13 protein-coding genes and 1 pseudogene are annotated in these 19860 nt (G+C 56.5%); 7 read left to right on the top strand and 7 right to left on the bottom strand.

All coding sequences use genetic code 11. The features are described 5' to 3' along the window. Window positions 1–261 (bottom strand): annotated as a pseudogene (locus ACX80D_RS11340) (ISL3 family transposase); the annotation flags it as partial. 288 nt (window positions 262–549) lie between these two features. Between ACX80D_RS11340 and ACX80D_RS11345 the strand changes: the two are divergent. From ACX80D_RS11345 to ACX80D_RS11355, 3 genes are all read left to right on the top strand, one after another. Continuing rightward, entirely contained in the window at window positions 550–771 is a 222-nt protein-coding gene (locus ACX80D_RS11345) for a hypothetical protein (RefSeq protein WP_459322772.1), read from the top strand. 1812 nt (window positions 772–2583) lie between these two features. Then, on the top strand, window positions 2584–3972 hold the full coding sequence (locus ACX80D_RS11350; RefSeq protein WP_459322773.1) for a 3' terminal RNA ribose 2'-O-methyltransferase Hen1: 1389 nt from the start codon (window positions 2584–2586) through the stop codon (window positions 3970–3972). Next, window positions 3969–6569 carry a polynucleotide kinase-phosphatase gene (locus ACX80D_RS11355; protein WP_459322774.1) on the top strand — a complete coding sequence of 867 codons (2601 nt, stop codon included), beginning with the start codon at window positions 3969–3971 and terminating at the stop codon, window positions 6567–6569. The genes ACX80D_RS11350 and ACX80D_RS11355 overlap by 4 nt, the downstream gene beginning before the upstream one ends. 162 nt (window positions 6570–6731) lie before the next feature. Here ACX80D_RS11355 and ACX80D_RS11360 read toward each other — a convergent pair whose 3' ends face one another. The 6 genes from ACX80D_RS11360 to ACX80D_RS11385 form a co-directional block, all read right to left on the bottom strand. After that, window positions 6732–6893, bottom strand: a complete 162-nt coding sequence (locus ACX80D_RS11360; protein WP_459322775.1) for a hypothetical protein — start codon at window positions 6891–6893, stop codon at window positions 6732–6734. A gap of 2149 nt (window positions 6894–9042) precedes the next feature. Then, a complete protein-coding gene (trxA, locus tag ACX80D_RS11365; protein ID WP_459322776.1) occupies window positions 9043–9369 on the bottom strand; it encodes a thioredoxin in 327 nt (108 codons plus the stop codon). A 16-nt stretch (window positions 9370–9385) separates the two neighbouring features. Continuing rightward, on the bottom strand, window positions 9386–10366 hold the full coding sequence (gene trxB / locus ACX80D_RS11370) for a thioredoxin-disulfide reductase (protein ID WP_459322777.1): 981 nt from the start codon (window positions 10364–10366) through the stop codon (window positions 9386–9388). A gap of 102 nt (window positions 10367–10468) precedes the next feature. After that, entirely contained in the window at window positions 10469–11884 is a 1416-nt protein-coding gene (locus ACX80D_RS11375; RefSeq protein WP_459322778.1) for a hypothetical protein, read from the bottom strand. A gap of 157 nt (window positions 11885–12041) precedes the next feature. Then, entirely contained in the window at window positions 12042–13862 is a 1821-nt protein-coding gene (gene murJ / locus ACX80D_RS11380; RefSeq protein ID WP_459322779.1) for a murein biosynthesis integral membrane protein MurJ, read from the bottom strand. Between the two features lie 91 nt (window positions 13863–13953). After that, window positions 13954–14484 (bottom strand): NUDIX hydrolase, encoded by a 531-nt coding sequence (locus ACX80D_RS11385; protein ID WP_459322780.1) that lies wholly within the window; start codon window positions 14482–14484, stop codon window positions 13954–13956. A gap of 138 nt (window positions 14485–14622) precedes the next feature. Here ACX80D_RS11385 and ACX80D_RS11390 point away from each other — a divergent pair, with 138 nt between their 5' ends. The 4 genes from ACX80D_RS11390 to ACX80D_RS11405 all read left to right on the top strand — a co-directional run bounded on the left by ACX80D_RS11390 (window position 14623) and on the right by ACX80D_RS11405 (window position 19795). Next, window positions 14623–16080, top strand: a complete 1458-nt coding sequence (locus tag ACX80D_RS11390; RefSeq protein ID WP_459322781.1) for a CCA tRNA nucleotidyltransferase — start codon at window positions 14623–14625, stop codon at window positions 16078–16080. 46 nt (window positions 16081–16126) lie between these two features. After that, the gene (locus tag ACX80D_RS11395) at window positions 16127–16756 is read left to right on the top strand and encodes a histidine phosphatase family protein (RefSeq protein ID WP_459322782.1); all 630 of its coding nucleotides are present in this window, start codon (window positions 16127–16129) and stop codon (window positions 16754–16756) included. Window positions 16757–16823: 67 nt separating this feature from the next. Then, window positions 16824–18344, top strand: a complete 1521-nt coding sequence (locus ACX80D_RS11400) for a glycosyltransferase family 87 protein (RefSeq protein ID WP_459322783.1) — start codon at window positions 16824–16826, stop codon at window positions 18342–18344. Beyond that, window positions 18341–19795: a phytoene desaturase family protein gene (locus ACX80D_RS11405; protein ID WP_459322784.1), complete on the top strand. Its 1455-nt coding sequence runs from the start codon at window positions 18341–18343 to the stop codon at window positions 19793–19795. The genes ACX80D_RS11400 and ACX80D_RS11405 overlap by 4 nt, the downstream gene beginning before the upstream one ends. Window positions 19796–19860: the final 65 nt, after the last annotated feature.

The following is a 19860-nucleotide window of genomic DNA, read 5'->3' on the forward strand; positions in this document are numbered from 1 at the left end:
CCCGGCGCATTTATAGCGGCGGATTCTTATCAGCAGCGTGGTGGGTCGCCAGCCGAAGGGTTCATGGCCGAGCTCCCGGGTCACCGTGTCCCGCGGGATTCCTTCAGAGCCACACTTGCGGCACCATTGATCCGTGGCGACCACACGACAGGCAATCACGGCGCGATTGACATCAAGGAATTGCCCGACCGCTTCAAGGCCAAGCGCGTCAAGGCGGCAAAAAGTAGTCAGGTCAGGGCATTGAAAGGTAGCGTTGAACACGAGGGCCTTGCTGTAGAGAACGAGATCTTAGACAATCTGATTCTCTACCAAGGCCCTCACCTATGCCGAAACGAGTTCCACACCCGGATTCATCACTGAGCAACCCTGACTACACCCTGCATTCGGAAGAGCCGGTAAATGTGAATCATGCATGAATGATTCACGTTATGTTCCGGAACGCGATTCAGGTGATCGCCTTAAAGCATCCCTCTTCAGTACAGGGGGGAATTTGCGGTGGGTGCACCCGGACTGGGCGTAACCCGACATTCTTGTTCCATATTGGACTGGATGTCAGATTCGCTTCAGAGCCTAAAAGGAAATGGCGGACACGGAAATGTTCGCAGTGCTATTTGGCACTTTGGAGGCATCCCGATATTGCGGCTGGAGGCCACTGATGTTGCCGACGGGGACCAGCACATCCCCGAGTGGGGACCAACATCTGCCTTCGATATGTTCGACCTGGTCCTGGTCGGAACCGGTTTGCTGGTAACGACCCATCTGCGTGATTGAGCCACGGTGGTCCTCCCTAGGCGCGGACTGCCTATGGAGACGCTTCCCGGCAGGGCCCCAAGCAGCGGCTTCACCATCGTCGGCAGGATGGAGCCCGCCGTGCACTTCCCATCGCTAGCAGTGGCCAGTAGCCTGCAGGGGGAACTTGACTAGACTTGCTCACGTCGCGGCACCCACCACCCCGCCGGCGAAGTGGCTCTGGCAGTGCTACCGGTGGTTCCCACGGACAATATTCTCGTTTTCCGTGGCGGTCCCGACGCACAATATTGATGGCTCTCAGACAAGTAAATAATCACTCGGTCTCGCTTCAGTTCTACCTAAGTCTTCATGGTTGGGGGAGCTCGTGGGAATGGATCCGACAATCGCCGTGAACTCGGCTCGAAGGCTCGGGTTGGTGGGCATTCCAGCAAATACGTATCTAGTGGATCACTTAACCGTGAGGAGGGGCCCAGGAGCCGCTCTCCGAGCCTTGCGGCCCCGCTAGGCGTCCTAGTCGGCGGCGTGTGCCGTAACCGCCCAGGATGCCGCCACTAAGCACTAGTGGGCAAGTGCTGATGATGGTTGTCGAGACCGCGCATCGGGCCCTGGTATTCATGCATCCACCAACTCATTTCATTGGTCCCTCTGAGCGATCACGAACTGAGTCCGTCATTCACAATGCCAAACTGAACCGATGTGGAGGCAGAGGCTAGAGGGCCAGTCTGAGCTGAGCAATGTAGTTCCTCTCAAGGCACCCAAGTTTGCCAGCGGCTATGGGGCGCTGGCTTTAGAACACAAACTGTGTTTTCCTCGGGTAAGTTTGAGGCTTCTTCCGCTCCACGTCTGTTGGATTCTGTGCCGCGTTGGTGGTGGAGGGGCTGTGTCCGGAGTGGTTCGACGAGATGAGCTCAAGGCCTAATGAGTGGAGATTCATCGTTGATGGCCGGCATGTCCGCACGAACTTGGCCACGTGGTGGATTCCTCTGGAACAAGGTCCTTTCGGAGCATCGATCCAATAACGGGCACCTGATGCTTGAGGGACTGCCTGGACCAGCCTTAGTACTGCTGATGGGCCGCTCCAGCAACGGGAGAGCTTGCCTTCACAGGCTCTTGAATAGGTTCATCAGGTCGTGGAAATTCTGGGGAACCATCACCCAACATGCTTTTAGAGCATGTATACGAGAATGCAACTCTTATGAACACTGGGAAAACGGCAATTTGATATATACGTTTGGCCGCTAACTCCGAAGTTTTTATCGAAAGGAGGAACCACCCAGCCACGGGACTGTCTATGGGAGTTACTTGGCGCTTTCGCACACTCTGGCCATGTTCAGAGTTGGGCGTGATCGACGCACGCATCTTGGAGAACTTCTGCGAACAGTTCTCAGCAATCATTTGCATGGTTTGGGCAACTGAATGGTTCTAAGTGTCTTAGATCTGCAGTACCGGTCGCAGATGACAAAAGTATGTTTCACGTGAAACCTGGATCCAACGGAGTGCGCGTGTTTGTCTGCGGATACTTCATTAGCAGGAGCCCTAATACAGTTCGCAGTTCCTCGTGCATAATTCCTGGCTTTGGGTGCCGCAGAGGGCCGCTAGGTCGGCCATGCCGAGGGTTCTTTCTAATCAGACCCTCAAGGGCTTCAAGGAACGGAGTAAACAAACCGTAGATCGACAAGTCCTGGAGTTCAAGGATAGATATGACTCTGCCAATGTTTCACGTGGAACGTCGCCCCACACGGTAGGCAGCTTGCACGATCCAAAGCAACGCAAACCACCATGCAGAGCAGAGATGTAGGGTGAGGTGACGTATCGCAACTACTGGGGGGTAATTTGCTCGTCACGATTACTTATATAGGTTCGGATGCTAGCGACTTGGGCTATCTTCTTCACAAGAATCCTGACAGGGTTCAGTCCTTCGACCTGAATGTTGGTGTTGCTTCGGTTTTCTACCCTGAAGTGGCGCCTGAACGATGTACCGCTGCACTCCTTCTAGAAATCGACGCTATCGATTTAGTACGGAACAAGAACATTCGGGCTGGCACTCGGGACTCATTGGATCACTACGTAAATGACAGGCCATACGTATCGTCGTCCCTCATGTCCGTCGCACTGGGAAAAGTGTTCAGCACCGCCATGAGCGGAAGATGTAAGCAGCGTCCGGACCTCGTTGCCGAGCGCATACAGTTAGAAATTCAACTTTCTTCGGTTCCTGTTATGGGACTATCGGGATTCGCGACCAGTCTCTTTGCGCCACTCGGATGGAGTGTGACTGAAACCGCGATCCCTCTGGATCGACACTTTCCCGCCTGGGGGGACTCAAATTATGTGAAAATCACACTGAAGGGTGTCATGCCCCTCAAGGTAGCCCTCAGGCAGATCTACCTTCTATTGCCAGTCATGGATGACGCTAAGCATTACTGGGTTTCCGACGATGAGGTCGGCAAGCTCATGCGGGCCGGCGCTGGCTGGTTAGAGACCCATCCTCAGCGGGAATTAATAAGTCATCGCTACTTAGCTCATCAGCGCAGCATGACTGAAAAGGTAGCATTTCTCATCGACGAGGAAAGTGAGCTGACAACTGGCGAATCCGCCCATCAAGCCCCAGTGAGGAAAGTGCTCCGTAGCCTGAGAGTTGAGGCTGTATTGAGGGCTCTGTATGACGTCGGTGCTCGGAGAGTGGTTGACATGGGATGTGGTGAAGGGGCTCTGTTGCAGAGGCTTTTCTCGGACCAGGTCTTCTCCGAAATTGTTGGTACCGATGTATCTGCGCAGATGCTAAACAGGGCTGAAGAGCGTTTGAGGTTACGTGAACTCAGCGATCGACAAAGCAAAAGGATCCGCCTGTTACAGTCTTCTGCAACCTATCTGGATGACAGGCTAAGTGATTTCGACGCGATCGTCCTCATGGAAGTAGTGGAGCACATTGAGCCGGACAGACTCGCAGCCTTGGAATATTCCGTCTTTGGGAATGCTCGGCCTAAAGCGGTAGTCGTGACTACACCGAACGCGGAGTACAACGCGTTATATCCTTTGCTTCCGTCAGGCTCATTTCGACATGCAGACCACAGATTCGAATGGAATCGATCTGAATTCGCACAATGGACAGCGAACATTGCGTCTACCTATGGATACAGTGTCGAACTTCAGAGCGTTGGTGATGCCGATGAACTTCTTGGTGCACCAACTCAAATGGCAATTTTCAGGAAGGCAGTATCATGAGCGAACTGGCAATCCCGGAGCTCTGCCTCGTGGTGTTGATCGGGCCAAGCGGCTCCGGCAAATCTACCTTTGCTGCCAAGAACTTTGGCAGATTTGAAACTCTTAGTAGTGACCTGTTCCGAGGTATGGTCTCCAATGATGTGAATGAGCAGAGCGCAACTAAGGCAGCTTTTGAATCATTAAATTTTATTGCCTCCAAGCGTCTCGAGGCAGGGCACCTGACCGTGGTGGATGCCACCAGTGTCCAGTCAGATGCACGCAGGCAATTGGTGCAGCTGGCGCGAGCCCATGACGTGTTGCCAGTGGCCATAGTTCTTGATTTGCCTTTGCTTGTCAGCCTCGAGCGCAATGAGCAGCGAGGTGATCGAACGCTTGATCACCACGTGATTAGGCGCCAGCATGATCAATTGAGACGTTCCCTGAAAGGTCTCGGCAGAGAGGGATTCAAAAAGATCCACACGCTGAGTTCTGTCGCGGCAGTGGAAGAGGCAAGCATTCGTCGCGAGCCTCTTCTCAACGATTTCCGGCTCGACCAAGGTCCCTTCGATGTCATTGGAGATGTTCATGGCTGCCTAAAAGAGCTAGGGACTCTATTGGGGGAGTTGGGATACAAGCTGACTCGCGGTGATCAGGGCCGAGTAGTTCACGCTATACACCCACAAGGACGGAAAGCGATCTTTGTTGGAGACCTAGTGGACAGAGGACCTGATAGTCCTGGCGTCCTCAGACTGGTGATGAAAATGGTGGCACAGGGGAATGCTCGTGCGGTTCCCGGCAATCACGAGGACAAATTGGTTCGGGCGCTGGACGGGAAGAAGGTTCAAACGTCACATGGACTTGCGCAGACTCTTGCTCAACTTGCTGCTGAGCCCGAAGCGTTCCGGCGAGAGGTGAGGGAGTTCTGCCGTGGTTTAGTCTCACACTTAGTCTTGGATGAAGGACGGTTGGTGGTGGCACATGCCGGCATGATCGAGGCATATCAGGGGCGAGCTTCTGCCAGAGTCCGAGCCTTTGCTTTGTACGGAGATACGACGGGCGAAACAGACGAGTATGGTCTCCCTGTGCGCTACGCCTGGGCGAATGACTACAGAGGAGAAGCTACTGTCCTCTATGGCCACACACCGACCCTGGACGCTGAGTGGGTCAATGGGACTATGTGCTTGGATACGGGGTGTGTCTTTGGGGGCATGCTAACTGCATTGCGATATCCCGAGCGGGCAGTAGTGCAGGTCAAGGCCGAGAAAATGTGGTTCAAACCGGCCAAACCGCTTAGCCCGGGTCAAAGCACGGAGCTGGCTGAAACGGGGATTGCGGGGGCGGGCATATCCAAGGATCACGGGGAGCGTGCTGATGGTGTGCTCAAGATCAGCGACGTTCTTGGTAAGCAGACGATTCAAACCAGCATCCATGGAGGAATTAGTATCCGCGAGGAACAAGCAGCCGGTGCACTTGAGGTTATGAGCCGCTGGGCGACGGATCCGCGTTGGTTGCCCTATTTGCCGCCCACAATGAGCCCGGTAACAACATCGAAACTACCTGGTTATCTGGAACATCCAAGCGAGGCTTTCGATTCGTACAACAAAGCTGGGATTGAAACGGTCATCTGCGAAGAAAAGCACATGGGATCGCGGGCCGTGGTACTTCTCACTCGAAATCCTAGAAAATTCGATGCACCACTCGGTTGGCGCGGGACGGTGTATACGAGAACGGGCAGACCGTTCTTTAATGAGATGCTGACGGAGCAGTTTCTGAAGCGAATGGATGCTGTTGTCGAAGAAGCAGGCCTCTGGAGGGAATTGGCGACAGACTGGATCTTGCTCGATACGGAACTTCTTCCATGGTCATTCAAAGCTGACGAAATGATCCGAAGCCAGTATGCCGCGGTGGGCGCCAGCGCCGCCAGTAGCTTGGATGACGCCACCGTTGCTTTGGAGCAAGCTCTTAGGTCAGGCGCCGATGTTGCTGGACTACTCGCTAGAATCCGATCACGAAAGCAGAATGTTGCTGACTACACCGCTGCTTACCAAAACTACACTGCTCCCACTAATGGGCTTGAAGGAGTGCAATTAGCCCCGTTCCAAATATTGGCGTCCGAGGGTGCAGTGCATTCTGAGCGCGACCACCAGTGGCATCTCAACCTGATAGACAGGCTGGTGGCAGCGGACCCAGAGCTCATCCGACCCACACGCCGCATTGTGGTTAGGACAGACAACACTGAGTCTTGCACTGGGGGTGAGCTGTGGTGGCAGGAACTGACGGCAGCGGGTGGCGAAGGGATGGTGGTGAAGCCGCTGCAGAACCTAACAGGTAAATCAAGGGAATCAGGTGCTAGGAAAGATCTAGTGCAACCGGGCGTCAAAGTTCGGGGGCGTGAGTACTTGCGCATGGTCTACGGTCCTGACTACACAGATTCCCGAAACCTAGCCAGACTTAAGGACCGAAATCTGGCTCTGAAAAGATCACTAGCTCTACGCGAGTACGCGCTCGGTATCGAATCCTTGGATCGTTTAGTCGCCGGTGAGCCACTGTGGAGAGTACATCAGGCCGTCTTTGGGGTGTTGGCGCTGGAATCAGATCGTGTAGATCCTCGCCTTTGAGAATTAGGGATCAACGAATCGCGAATCGATGTTCCACGTGAAACATGGACGGCTGGATCAGGGTGCTGTTCTAATACGCTGTATTTGGACCATGGTGACACTCTGAAGAGGTCCGTTAGCTAGTCTTCGCGTAGTTCGCTCGACGTGTGCCTAGTGAACTGGTTAGTCTTCGACGACGCCTTGATTGACGATATCCTCACCGTGGTCAGACTGTTCTTCTTTGCCATGGCTTCGACCGACATCAGCGGTGGGCGCCCACACGGTCTTGCGACAGTGTGCTGGGAGATTGAGCCGTTCGGCACTGATCATCACGGAGCTTGTCATCTTCGAAGGGCTTGATTTGGTAGTGACGTATGCGTAGAGCCAGACGGTGAAAGTGCGTGGTTGCTTCACCACATTAGAAGTTCTTGATGAGCTAAGCGTGGAGGTACGGACTTTCTTATACACCCTAGTAACTGGGAATGTTCATCCCAAGCCCAGAAGGGAATTCTCCTTGTCTGCAGGCTTCCGGAGTGTTGCAGGTGAGCCAACAGGATGCTCGCTGATGGGAAATGCAAGCAACGAATAGAAGATCGAGAAGTGGGTCATAGGATGCTGATACCCGCCCATACTGATGGGCTCGGCCTTTCCGCGCAGGCGCGGGCTGGTCGGAGGCGCTGGACGTGGGCTCATAGGGCTTAATCGCTCAGGGGAGAGTTGAAGCGTCGGTGTCCACGCGGCATGGGTTCCATTGCTTGAAACACATTAATTTTGTGGCAGAGACCGTCGAGCTTCACATGGGTGGGTTGGTCGAGTGTGTCAGTTGGGATGATGACGGAGTTCAGAGCCTTGGATTAGGATCATAATCATTTGGGTCGTCTGCGACTGTGAGAGCCGCCGCAGGAACCCACTCTCAGCTCTGATCGGTGTGATGACTTGGGTGGTCATGAGTTGCCGGTGGTCCAGCGCTTCGATCAGGACACTAGGCCGGTTGGGTACCTTTGCGGGGTCAAGGGCATGCTTTGGTTTCCCGCAACCCAGCCTGTTGCCCACAGAAACTAAGGATACTGAGTTGGCACTACAGTTGTTGCCTTCCCACGGGCCAGGTAACCGCACCTCGGGAGCCGAATCAGCTATGTCTTCTCCGCAAAAGGCCTGTTGTACAGCGCGTGGGCCCCGCGAGTTCCATGGGAGGTCCCGTTTGCTCTGGATAGTTCCTAGAGGGCTCCGTCGTTCTTCCAGCCGACCTCTATGCCGGTTATTTGCTAGGAAAATGCCGATTGTGGTTCCGAGCCGTGGACCGGCGCGGCTGCTTTACGGCAGCGGGAAAGGTACTGGGGTTAGATAGCTTGCGGTGTTCATGAGGCCGTGTGCAGCTGGCGCTGCAGGTGTGCACCGATCCCACAAATACCGTCGACCGTTGAGGAAGAAAAACACTTCCTAAGGACGGAGACTGAGCCAGAGCATTCGGTCTTCGTGCTGATCTCCTGTGCGGCAGCGACTGGCAAAGGAGCGGCTAGAAGGGGCAGACGTCGCAGTGAGAGGACACCGCGCATGAAGTCCGTGACATGCTCCATGATCCCGTAGGCGTTGCTCTCAAACAGCCTAATGATGTTCGCGCGTCCGGCGCGCAACCCGGCCCTGCGAAATTGAAACGGTCATTAACCGATTGTCAGTGACTGGTCTTCCAGAGGTGTAAATGCTCCTAGACGAACAATGAAGGCTTCAGCGACGGCGCCGCTTTTGGACTGGTGGCTAGTCAGCACCACGCCGGCGTTGGAGCTTCACCCGTCACTCACCGGTGGCTCCGAACTGAAGCTCCATCCATTTGTGTGGGTGCCGCGCAGTAGCTCCAAGGTGTCCGAAGATGCTTCGGCTGGCGGAGTGCGGCACGGACTTCAACATTGTAGACAAGCAACCCAAGAGCATGATGAGGGGGTAGAGAACTGCCGGTCAGTGTACGGATATGACGAGTGGTAGCGGAGTCAACGGTCGGTATATTGGCTACCTCGGGGAAGAGTAAGAGGAAGGGGAAGGGGAAAAGCCGGGGGTAGTCATTGTCGCATTGTCAGTGCCGAACGGTTCAAGGACGGGAAGCGCCATTCCAGTACCCAAGGCGGCCACACTAATTGTGGTGGATGAATCATCCTTGCCAACTGGTTGGGGGCAGTTCCCTGGACTATCCATAGCTCGGCTAATGTTCACATGTTCTGGAGGGTCAGCTATTTTTGTGAGTCACCGTGAATATTCTCGATACTGATGGAACTTCTATACCAGTCAAGTTTCACGTGAAACTTCGCTGGCATCGAAGCGATGCATCTCCACGAACCACCTCAGAGCCAAATAGGAGGTGAATATCGGGTAGAGCAAGAATGCTTTTTGCAGCTTAGGATCAATCTGGGACAAGCGTAAATGTGCACTTAAATGGGTATGGACCGGACGGTGTCCGGTCCATACCCTTTCAAGTGGTTCGCAAGAGTTGCTGAAGCAGTGCCTACTTCAGGACGTCTGCGAATTCCTTTTCAAAGTACTGCTTCGGTCGTGCACCAATAACGGTTTCCTTGACCTCGCCACCCTGGAACAGGTACACGGCGGGAATGGAAGTAATTCCGTACTTTGCAGCGATAGCGGGGTTTGCATCCACATCTACCTTGACGACTTCAACCTTGTCAGAGTACTCGACGGACATTTCATCCAGAATGGGGCTCAACTTGCGGCAGGGGCCGCACCATTCAGCCCAGAAGTCCACAATGACGGGCTTGTCTGCATTCAATACGACATCTGCGAAAGTTGCATCTGTAGCGATCTTGGCGTTGCTCATTGGAATCTGCTTTCTATTAGGAGTTCTGGTCGGCTAGGTAGTGCTCGACGTCAAGCGCTGCAACGCAACCTGAGCCAGCAGCCGTGATGGCCTGACGGTAGGTTGGGTCCACAACGTCGCCAGCCGCAAAGACACCCTCAATGGTGGTCCTGGAGCTGCGGCCTTCTACAGCGATGGTTCCGGCGTCTGTCAGTTCCAAGACGCCCTTGACGAGATCAACGCGGGGATCGTTGCCTATAGCAACGAATATTCCTGTTACAGCCAATTCGCTTTTTTCGCCCGTGACAAGGTTGTTCAAGCGCGCTCCGGTAACTTTAGCGTCGCCGTCGATGCCAACAACTTCCGAGTTCCAAACGAACTTGATCTTCGGGTGGTTCAACGCGCGATCAGCCATGATCTTTGATGCCCGCAGTGTGTCGCGACGGTGCACCACGGTGACCGAATCGGCAAACTTGGTCAGGAAGATGGCTTCCTCCATGGCGGAGTCTCCGCCACCAATAACAGCGATATTGTGACCCTTGAAGAAGAAACCGTCGCAGGTGGCGCAGGAGCTGACCCCGTGTCCAACAAGACGCTTCTCGCCTTCTACGCCGAGTTCTCGGTACGCCGAGCCGGTGGAGATGATCACGGTGCGCGCCTTGAATTCCTGACCATCAGCCAGAACCACAGTTTTGATGGCGCCTTCGAGCTCAACGGAAGTGACGTCGTCGTACATGATCTCTGTACCGAACTTCTCAGCCTGCTGGCCGAGATTCTCCATGAGGTCCGGGCCCATGATGCCCTCAGGGAACCCGGGGAAGTTCTCTACCTCAGTGGTGTTCATGAGCTCGCCACCTGCGGTCACGGAGCCGGCGATCATCAGGGGCTTGAGATCGGCGCGAGCAGTGTAGATCGCAGCTGTATAGCCAGCTGGCCCGGAACCGACAATGATGACGTCGCGGATATCGCTGGCGGGGGTAACTTCAGTGCTCACGGGTGAGTGTTCCTCTTCCTTCATTGATGAACCGCGTCATGGCGGCCAATTAGCGCCTTCGCTATCCACAACCGGTGCAGGGACATGGTTATTCCATGCAGGGGAGGTGGACGGCTCGGCAACCAGTTACTTGATGCTGATTTCAGTGATCTTTAAACCGAAGGGGTAGGTCACTGACGGCTGCAGTCGGGGCAGTTCGGTGAAGTTGAGGATCACGTACTGGGCCTTGATGCCTGGGGCTGCTGTCAGGGTGAAATCGGGGGCGCTGAAGGAGCCACTACCGATCTTTGTAGCGCCTTGCACCTCTGGCTTGCTGTTGGTCAGGATGTTGAACTGTCCGCCAGTGCCGGCCAACTGATTGATGGTGACAGAGCTGATGGTTGACTCAGCCTGCAACTCGACCACGAGGTTGATGCTGTCGGTTTGGTCCGCAAACGGGGCGCTGGAGTATTCCACAGTGGGCCAGTAGGTGGCCTTGTTACCGTCGATGGCATCCTTGAGCCGCGGGTAGAAAGCCTCGGCATAGTTCGGGGCACCGGGGGCGAACACCGTGATGTCGGTGAGGCCCTTGATGACCGGCGCCACGGCTACAGGTTCCGGCGGAGTGGAGGGAGTCTGGACCTCGCTGGGAGACGGCGCCGCCGCAGAGGTAGTTCCGGCCGCCTGGTTATCAGAGTTCGGGAACAAGTTAGTGATGTGTGAAATGGCGAAAATAAGCGCGCCAATCAGCAACACACTAACGATTGCTCCGGTCAGCCAACGGCCGGTGGCACGGGGAGCATTCGCCGCATCGTCGTCCTCGTCGTCCAGATCATCCTCGGCCTGATCGTAATCGTCGGTGAGCAATTCAGCCGGAAAAGTACCAGGGCGGCGGGTTTCGGCCAGGCTTTCCTCGCGATCTTCATTGATGAAGGCGTAATCTTCTTCATCCCACAGCGTGACCTTTGAAACGGGTGGGGTTTTTTCAAGACTGGGAGGCACGACGGCGGCACTCGCCACCGCTGCTGCAGCCACTGCCGCCGTGGGCGGAGGTGTGGGTGTGTCTGCCTGCGATACGGCCGGCCCCGTAGCTGCTGGCCGTGTCACGCCAGCAATGGGGTGGGCAGGCGTCATCGGGGAATTATCCTCGTAAACGTACGCGCTGCTGACAGGGGCTGCATCGCGTGCCTTGCCAAAGATTTCGGTTCCGAGGGTATCGGTGAAGAAGGGCTCCTGATAGACCTCTTCGGCCGGTTCCATGGGAACCACCAGATCAAGCAGATCCGCCGGAGAGGTTCTGGCTGCAATGAGGTACGTAGCGTTCTCTTCTACGCCCAGATCCAGAATGGAAACGTTGGATACTCTGCTCCCGGTAGCCACGTCTCTGGCGCTCTGGGTCAGATTTGGTGAGTTCTCAACTGCAGCGACCAAAATGCTAACGGGTCGGTTGAGAACCTGGTCTAGGCCGTCGAGGATAATGTCGTTCTCGGCAGAGGCCAGAATACGGCCGGTCACTTTGTAGCGGCCGCCAAGGATGGAGCCCACATCGATAGGTTGTGGCACCAAATCCTCCTTTTACAAACATGGTGGCTGGTGCATTGGAGAGCACTAGCCATATTCTCACTGATTCTATCGGAAAACACTGCAAGATCTGCGGTTAGGACCCTGTATTGCTGTAGTACCTTCAGATGAGCTCCGCGCCAACGCAGAAATTCTCGAGTTACTTTGTTTTAGTCATGGGAAGACGGTTCCGAACTTTGGCCAGGAGCGGATTGAGCAGTGCGTCAACTTCATCTACGCGGAGCTGCTTCAAAACAAGCACATAAACCACTGCCATTACGGTTCCCGCCACTGCCAGGGTGGCTACCGAGGCTTGAATGGACGTCCACATGAAGCCGCCAGTTGTGGAACTTCCGAAGAGTCGCAGAACGAGTTCGCCAACTATGCCTGAGACGAGGGCGGCGGCCAAGAAGCGCATGTGGGCTCGCATAATGAGCCCGCCGCCGTAATCTCCTAGCTGTGCTTTCAGGAAACGGTGGCTGATGATGGGGCCAACGAGGTTACTGATGGTGTAGCTCAGTGCAATGCCGTAAATGATCCATTCGGCCGGTAGTCGGCCTGCTATCAATACACAGGTCAGGAGTACACCTACTGCGATGCATTGCAGTATGAAGGGTGTCTTGGCATTCTCCTGAGAATAAAACACTCGGTTGAGAATGAAGTTGATACTAAAGAAAGGAGCGCCCACGGCCAAAATAGCCAAAGTGATGGCCACCTGCCGCCCTACTACCTCTTGATTTCCACTGAAGAGCATCCCAAGCGGACCGGACAGCACCAACAAGGCCATAGCCGCGAAAACTGTGGCCATTCCCGCGGTCCGCAAGGCGCCCGAGAGAGAAGACCGTAACGCTGAGAGATCCTTATTGGCGGCCGCATGCGCCATGGCCGTGAACATCACCGTGGCAATGGACAGAGCAATGGTGGAATGCGGCATGATGTACATTTCGGTGGCTCGGTTTAACACCAGAAGTCCCGGCAACACGGATCCGTTGGCAACGCTGTCATCACCGCTAGGGATGGTGGCCACGCGCATGATGACAAGGAAACTCAAGTTGCCAATAATCATGGTTCCCATGGTCCACGTGGCAATCTTGGCCGTGGCGCCGAGGCCCGCGCCCTTCAATGAGAACTTGGGGCGCAACTTCAAACCAAGACGGTGCACGGGTACCAGCAACACCACTGACTGGATAATAATGCCCAAAGTGGCAGTGCCAGCCAATATCCACGATTGTCCCGCGGTCCAGTTACCCACCGTGTGAGGGTTAGTTGCGGAGCTGCCGGCCACAAAAATAAAGACGAGCAGTCCGGCAATGGCGACCACATTGTTCACCACCGGCGCCCAAGCGTACGCCTTGAAGGAATTATGGGCATTGAGGACCTGCCCTAAGAGCGAGAACAGTCCGTAGAAGAAGACCTGCGGCAGCAGGAACAAACCAAAGGTGATGGCCAGTTCCAACTGTTTACCACTGAAAGAGGTGGACAGGCTCATAATGGGGACCACCAGGAGCATGACAACGGCGGTCAGCCCCAGCAAACCGAGAAGACCCACGGTCAGCAGCCGGGAAATGAAGTCACTGCCTCCATCGGGATGCTTGCTAGCTTTGGCAATCTGCGGGATCAAGACCGCGTTGAAGACGCCGCCGGCAAGCATCAGGAAGATCAAGTTGGGCAGGAAGTTGGCACCTTCGAAGATGTCACCAACCACCGTTCCGGCGACGGCGATGCTCAAGATGATTCCCTTAATCAACCCCAAGATGCGCGAGACCAAGGTACCCACAGCCATGTTGGCACTGGAGCGGGCCGCTGAAGCACTCATCCGGCCCTGGTTCCCTGGGGGCATCTTCTGGCCTGGGACCTTCTCTGCGGACACCTTTTGGACAGGCACACTTTTAGTGCCGGTGTTAAGGGTGGCGTTCAAGGAGGCCGCGCGCGGGGCGGCAACGGGTTTAGGCGGGATGTTAACCCGTTCAACTTTAGACATCGACACCATCATCTCACTGCAGGCTTGGGGAGGGCTGACAGCGTGGTCTAAATTATCTCAGCGACAAAGCTAACCCTGCCCACACCACTGCCTAAAAGTGCTCTGGTAGCAATTCCCGGGCGAGATCAGTAATGCGCCGCTCGTTGGGGAATGAAAGCTTTCTAGCCAGCTCATCCAATGGTATCCAGGCCACGTCCACGGCTTCATGATCCGGATCATTCTCAATGGTCAAGAACCCGCCAGTGGCGCGCAACAGATAGTGATGGACCGTCTTGTGGACCCGATGACCGCTGACTGTGAACCAGTAGTCAATACTGCCCAGAGTTGCCACCACCTCACCAGCGATGCCGGTTTCCTCTTCAATCTCCCGCACAGCAGCTTCGTCGTGAGTTTCCGCACCCTCGGGATGGCCCTTCGGAAGACACCACTCAAGGCGACCACCGCGGTTGATGCGGGCAATAATGGCCACGTGAGCAACGCCGTCGCGCATCTCCACCACTACGCCGCCGGCGGAAACTTCCTCCACAGTTGGCAGCTGGCTGGGTGCAGCGGGCACTCCGAGTGACCCCATTGCCGGTGGCAACGGGTTCCTCTTAGGCGCGCGCGGCACGGGGTGAACCATGCAGTCCACTCTAGCTACCTTTGTCCCGGGATGATGACAGGTCCGGCGGGCAGTTTGATGGTGTCTTGGAGTCGGAGCTGCCGCACCGTTTTCTTGGGCAAGCACTGAGGGGTAAAAGTCTGGCATTCTTAAGGGACCATGGATTTAGTGCCCAATACCTCAAAATTTGACCCAGTTGTTCTTGAACTGGGACGCCTCTTTGCCGACGCCGGCTTTGAGCTTTCCCTCGTTGGCGGACCGGTGCGTGACTTGTTCCTGGACCGGATTTCCCCTGACCTGGACTTCACCACCAACGCCACGCCGGATGAGATCCTCGCAGTGGCTAAAAAATGGGCTGACTCGCACTGGGAGATGGGCCGCGATTTTGGCACCATCGGTTTCCGTAAACGCAACGCCCATAAAGAGGTGCTGCTCATTGAGATCACCACCTACCGGGCCGAGGCGTACGACCCTGAATCGCGCAAACCTGTCGTGGCCTTCGGTACCTCCTTGGTGGACGATTTGCAGCGACGAGACTTCAGCGTCAACGCTATGGCGCTGCGCCTGCCAGCGATGGAACTGGTGGATCCTTTTGGAGGTGCCAAAGATCTAGCGGCCGGGCTGCTACGTACACCCGGCACCGCCGAGGATTCCTTCTCCGACGACCCGCTGCGCATGATGCGGGCCGCACGTTTCGCCTCACAGCTGGGCTTTTCGCTGCACCCAGACGTTCTTGCCGCCATGATCGGAATGGCTGGACGGATCAGCATCATCTCTGCCGAGCGTGTTCGGGAAGAGCTTATAAAGCTCATCTGTGGCGCTCACCCGCGGGCCGGTATAGATATTCTGGTGGAGACTGGCTTGGCTGAGCTGGTCTTGCCGGAGATTCCAGCACTCAAGTTGGAAACGGATGAACACCACAGGCACAAGGACGTTTATCAGCACTCACTGCAGGTGTTGGAGCAGGCAGCTTCCATGGAAACCGGCCCCGATGGTCCCGTGCCTGGCCCTGACTTTGTGCTTCGCTTTGCAGCTCTCATGCACGACGTCGGCAAGCCCAAAACCCGCCGCTTCGAGCCGGGTGGAGGGGTCAGCTTCCGGCATCATGATTTGGCCGGGGCAAAGCTCACCGCCAAGCGCATGAAAGCGTTGCGCTTCGACAATGACTCCATCAAGGCCGTTTCACGCCTAGTTGAACTACACATGCGCTTCTACGGTTACGGCGAATCCGGGTGGACCGATTCCGCGGTGCGGCGCTATGTCACCGATGCGGGCCCTTTGCTGGAAAGGCTCCATCGACTGACCCGTTCCGATGTCACAACCCGCAACCAGCGTAAGGCCGATCGACTTTCCTTTGCCTATGACGATCTGGAACAACGGATTGCCGTCTTAGCAGACCAAGAAGAATTAGAATCCATCCGGCCGGATCTGGACGGTGGTGCCATCATGGCCTTGCTGGGTATCAAGCCCGGACGTGTGGTGGGCCGCGCCTACAACTTCCTCTTGGAACAGAGGATGGAATATGGCCCTTTGGGTCCAGAGAAGGCCGAGGCTCTCTTGAGGCAGTGGTGGGCTGAACAGCCTGAGTCGCAGCCTGTAGATCCCGCTGAAGACTGAGACAGTAATTCTCAGCTATTAATATTCTCTGATTGGAATATACGCAATGAGTAATATAACTACCGGAAGCACTCCTCTTGGCATTGCACCGATCCCGGGCGGCCCCAAACTTTGGCTCTTGCGTCACGGAGAGACGGAATGGTCGCGCAGCGGGCAGTACACGGGACTGACGGACTTGCCGTTGACGGAGCTGGGCGAAGACCAGGCCCGATCCGCGCAGACGGCTCTGTCCGGCGTCGACTTTGACCTTGTGCTTACCTCTCCGCTGCAAAGGGCGCACAGGACAGCAATCTTGGCTGGATTTCCGGACGCCTTGGTGGAGCTGGACGCCGTCGAATGGGACTACGGCGACTACGAGGGTATTGATAGTTCATTGGTGCGGGCACAGAACCCGGGCTATTTGATCTGGGACGATGGGGTTCCTCACGGGGAGAGGCTGGAACAGGTCGCTGAGCGCGCCGACAGAATCGTGGCTCGCGCGCTAGCCGTCACGAGAGCAGACGGTGCCCCCGCCAATGTTCTGCTCGTTGCCCATGGCCATTTCTTGCGCATCATGGCCGCTCGATGGTTGCGACTGCCCGCCGGTTCAGGCCGCCACTTTGTGCTCGGTACCGCCAAGGTTTGCACACTTGGGTGGGACAAGAAAACGCCTGCGATCGAACAGTGGGGTCTCTAGCGAGGCACTCTCGTAACCGCCCGGAAGCTACGCGGCTCAGGGGACCTCACCGGGTAGGCTCGTAGCCATGCAGGAATCACACGCCACGGGGACTCAAGCCCGCCATCTGATTGTTGTGCCTTCCCGCAGTGACGACTTACTGCGTGGCTTGACTGAACCAGTTGGTGGGCCGCTGGGTAAATACACGGCCCCCGGCGCTACCAAGCCGGGCTTCTTCACGGTGGAGCGCGTGCTGATCCTCATGGCTGCGGTTTCTGCCTTAGTTGCTGTCATGAGCAAATCTCATTGCCGCACAGTTGGCTGGACCACTCCGGATCAACAGTCCACAGTGTGCTGGTCCCTGTTCCCCAACTCCTTCGTGGATGACAAGCTCGGGACTCTGGCACCCTTTTTCTCTGCGGGATCCTCCTTTGAGCACCCCGTTCTGGCTGGCTGGATCGCCTGGCTTACGGCGTGGTTGACGGGCAGTGCTGGTAGTGGTGCGTTGCGCCAACTGGCATTCTCTGACCTGAATGCCGCACTCATCGCCGTGGTATGGATTGCCACGGTTGTGGTGGTTGCTCGAACAGCCCAGCGCAGGGTCTGGGATGCTGCCATCGTGGCAGCTAGTCCCGTCCTAATATTGATGGCTTACGTCAGCTGGGACTTCTGGGCTGCCGCCTTAGTCGGTGCCGGAATTTACCTCTTTGCGCGTAAAAAGATCCTCTGGGCAGGGGCTTTCCTGGGTGTCGCCGCGCAGGCAGCCCCGTATCCTGTCTTCATTGTGCTTGCGTTGGTGTTCCTCGGTATGAGAACCGGACAGGGAGCGAAGATGCTGCAGCTGGTTGCTGCGGCAGCGATCGCTTGGCTGCTGGTGCTGGCCCCTATCCTGATTGGAAACCCTGGGGCGTTCGGCGTCTATGTGAAGTCGCTGTGGGCAGCTGAGCCCACGGAATCTTCCATTTACGGTGGGATTAACCTGATCGCGGGAAGGATGGGCTGGCCGTCCCTTGACTTAGCTGCAACAAACACCATCTCAAGCATACTTTTGGTGCTCCTGGCAGTAGGGCTGATGTCCTTGGCATTATTTGCACCCATGACACCGCGGGTAGCCCAGCTGGCCTTTGTGGCGGCAGCGGGATTCATGGCACTGAACAAGGGCGCTGAACCGTGGCATGCCGTTTGGCTGATTCCCCTACTTGCCGTGGCTTTACCGCGCTGGCGTCCGGTGCTGCTGTGGCAGGCAGCAATCGTGACTCATTTTGTGGCCCTGCTGCTTTTCCGCAGCAAGGTACTTGGGGGCATTAGTAACCAGCACGCCATTGACACGCCCTACTTTCTCATAGCGGCCGTGATCGCTGCAGTAGCCACGTGGATCATGGTGGGACTGGTTGTCAGAGATATTTTTGCTCCGGCCTACGACGTGGTGCGCCGCGCCGGGGTGGATGATCCGCAAGCTGGAGTGTTGGCAGCAGTGCGCGTTCAATCCGGAGAAGTAGCGGAGGTGGCGCTGGACGCCGTGGGCAAGTCCGATTCTGAAGTCGAGCAAGATAGCGAGCAACCAGATGCAGGCCTGCCAATGAGCACTGCGGATAGGTCTGGACAGTGAGTGATGTCGCCGTTGTGGGATCTGGCCCTAACGGTTTGGCTGCCGCTCTGACCATGGCACGTGCCGGGCTGTCGGTGCAGCTTTTTGAAGCCGCAGATTCCCTTGGGGGCGGGACGCGAACCGAAGAAAGAACGCTACCCGGATTTCGTCATGACGTGTGTGCCGCTGTTCATCCGATGGCCCTGGCTTCTCCCTTCTTCCGGGCCTTTGAACTGGAACGGCGGATTGAACTGTTGGTGCCGGAAATTTCCTACGGTCACCCGCTCGACGGCGGCCGGGCTGGAATTGCCTACCGCAGCCTGGAGCGTACCGTTGACGCCTTGGGAGTTGACGGTCTAGCATGGCGGACTCTGATGGGACCCTTGTTGCAGCGACTGGACGGGGTTAACGACTTTACCCAGAGTAATTTGCTGCGCCTGCCCCGAGACCCGATTGCCGTGGTTAGCTTTGGGATCCGGGCCTTGCTACAGGGGACACCTGCTTGGAATGTTGGCTTCCGAGGTGACACCGCTCCGGCCATGTTGACAGGTGTTTCTGCGCACGCCATGGGCCGATTGCCGGCACTGGCCACCTCAGGTGCAGGGCTGCTGCTCGGAGTTCTGGCGCACGCGCGGGGATGGCCAGTTCCGCGGGGTGGGTCACAGGCGATTGCTCAGGCGATGGCCGATGACTTAGTGGCTCATGGTGGCCGGATCGAGGTGCGGCGGCCTATAGAAAGTGTGGCCGCCCTGCGAGCTGAGACCGGAGCCACAGCGATCATTTCAACCACGACGCCGCGTGCACTCGCCCGAATGGCGGGAGCTGAACTGCCGGATAGATATAGACGGAAGCTGGAGTCCTTTAAATATGGGGCCGGGGTGTGCAAGGTCGACTTTGCCCTTTCCGGCCCCGTCCCGTGGACGGCCCCCGCCTTGAGGTTTGCTCCCACGCTACATTTAGGTGGTTCCAGAGAAGCCATAGCCTTTGCCGAAGGCGAGGTCCTCAAGGGGCGCCATCCCAAAAACCCCTATGTTCTGGCCGTGCAGCCGGGAGTTATGGATGACACCCGCGCACCCCTGGGGCAGCACACGTTTTGGGCGTACACTCACGTTCCTGCAGGGTCGAGCCGTGACTGTAGCGAAGACATCATTGCCGCCGTGGAAAAACATGCGCCCGGGTTTAGGGATCTGATCCTTGCCAGCTCCGTGCAGAGCGCACAGGAGGTATCCGCCTACAACGCCAACTACATCGGCGGCGATATTTCCTCCGGTGAGGTAACCATTCGGCAACTACTGAAGCGTCCTGTGGTGTCTAGGGATCCATGGCGGACCCCTGTACACGGGTTGTATTTGGGTTCGGCGTCTACCCCACCCGGCCCCGCCGTGCACGGGATGGGTGGCTGGTTTGCTGCAAAATCGGCCCTGAAGAACACCTTCGGGCTGCCGGTACCTGAGCTGGGTCTGACTTCTTAAAGAAATAGCCCGCTGCGGTGATTGTTGAAAGAACAATCACCGCAGCGGGCTAGAAATCTAGACTG

Source organism: Arthrobacter sp. Sr24, from assembly GCF_054511175.1.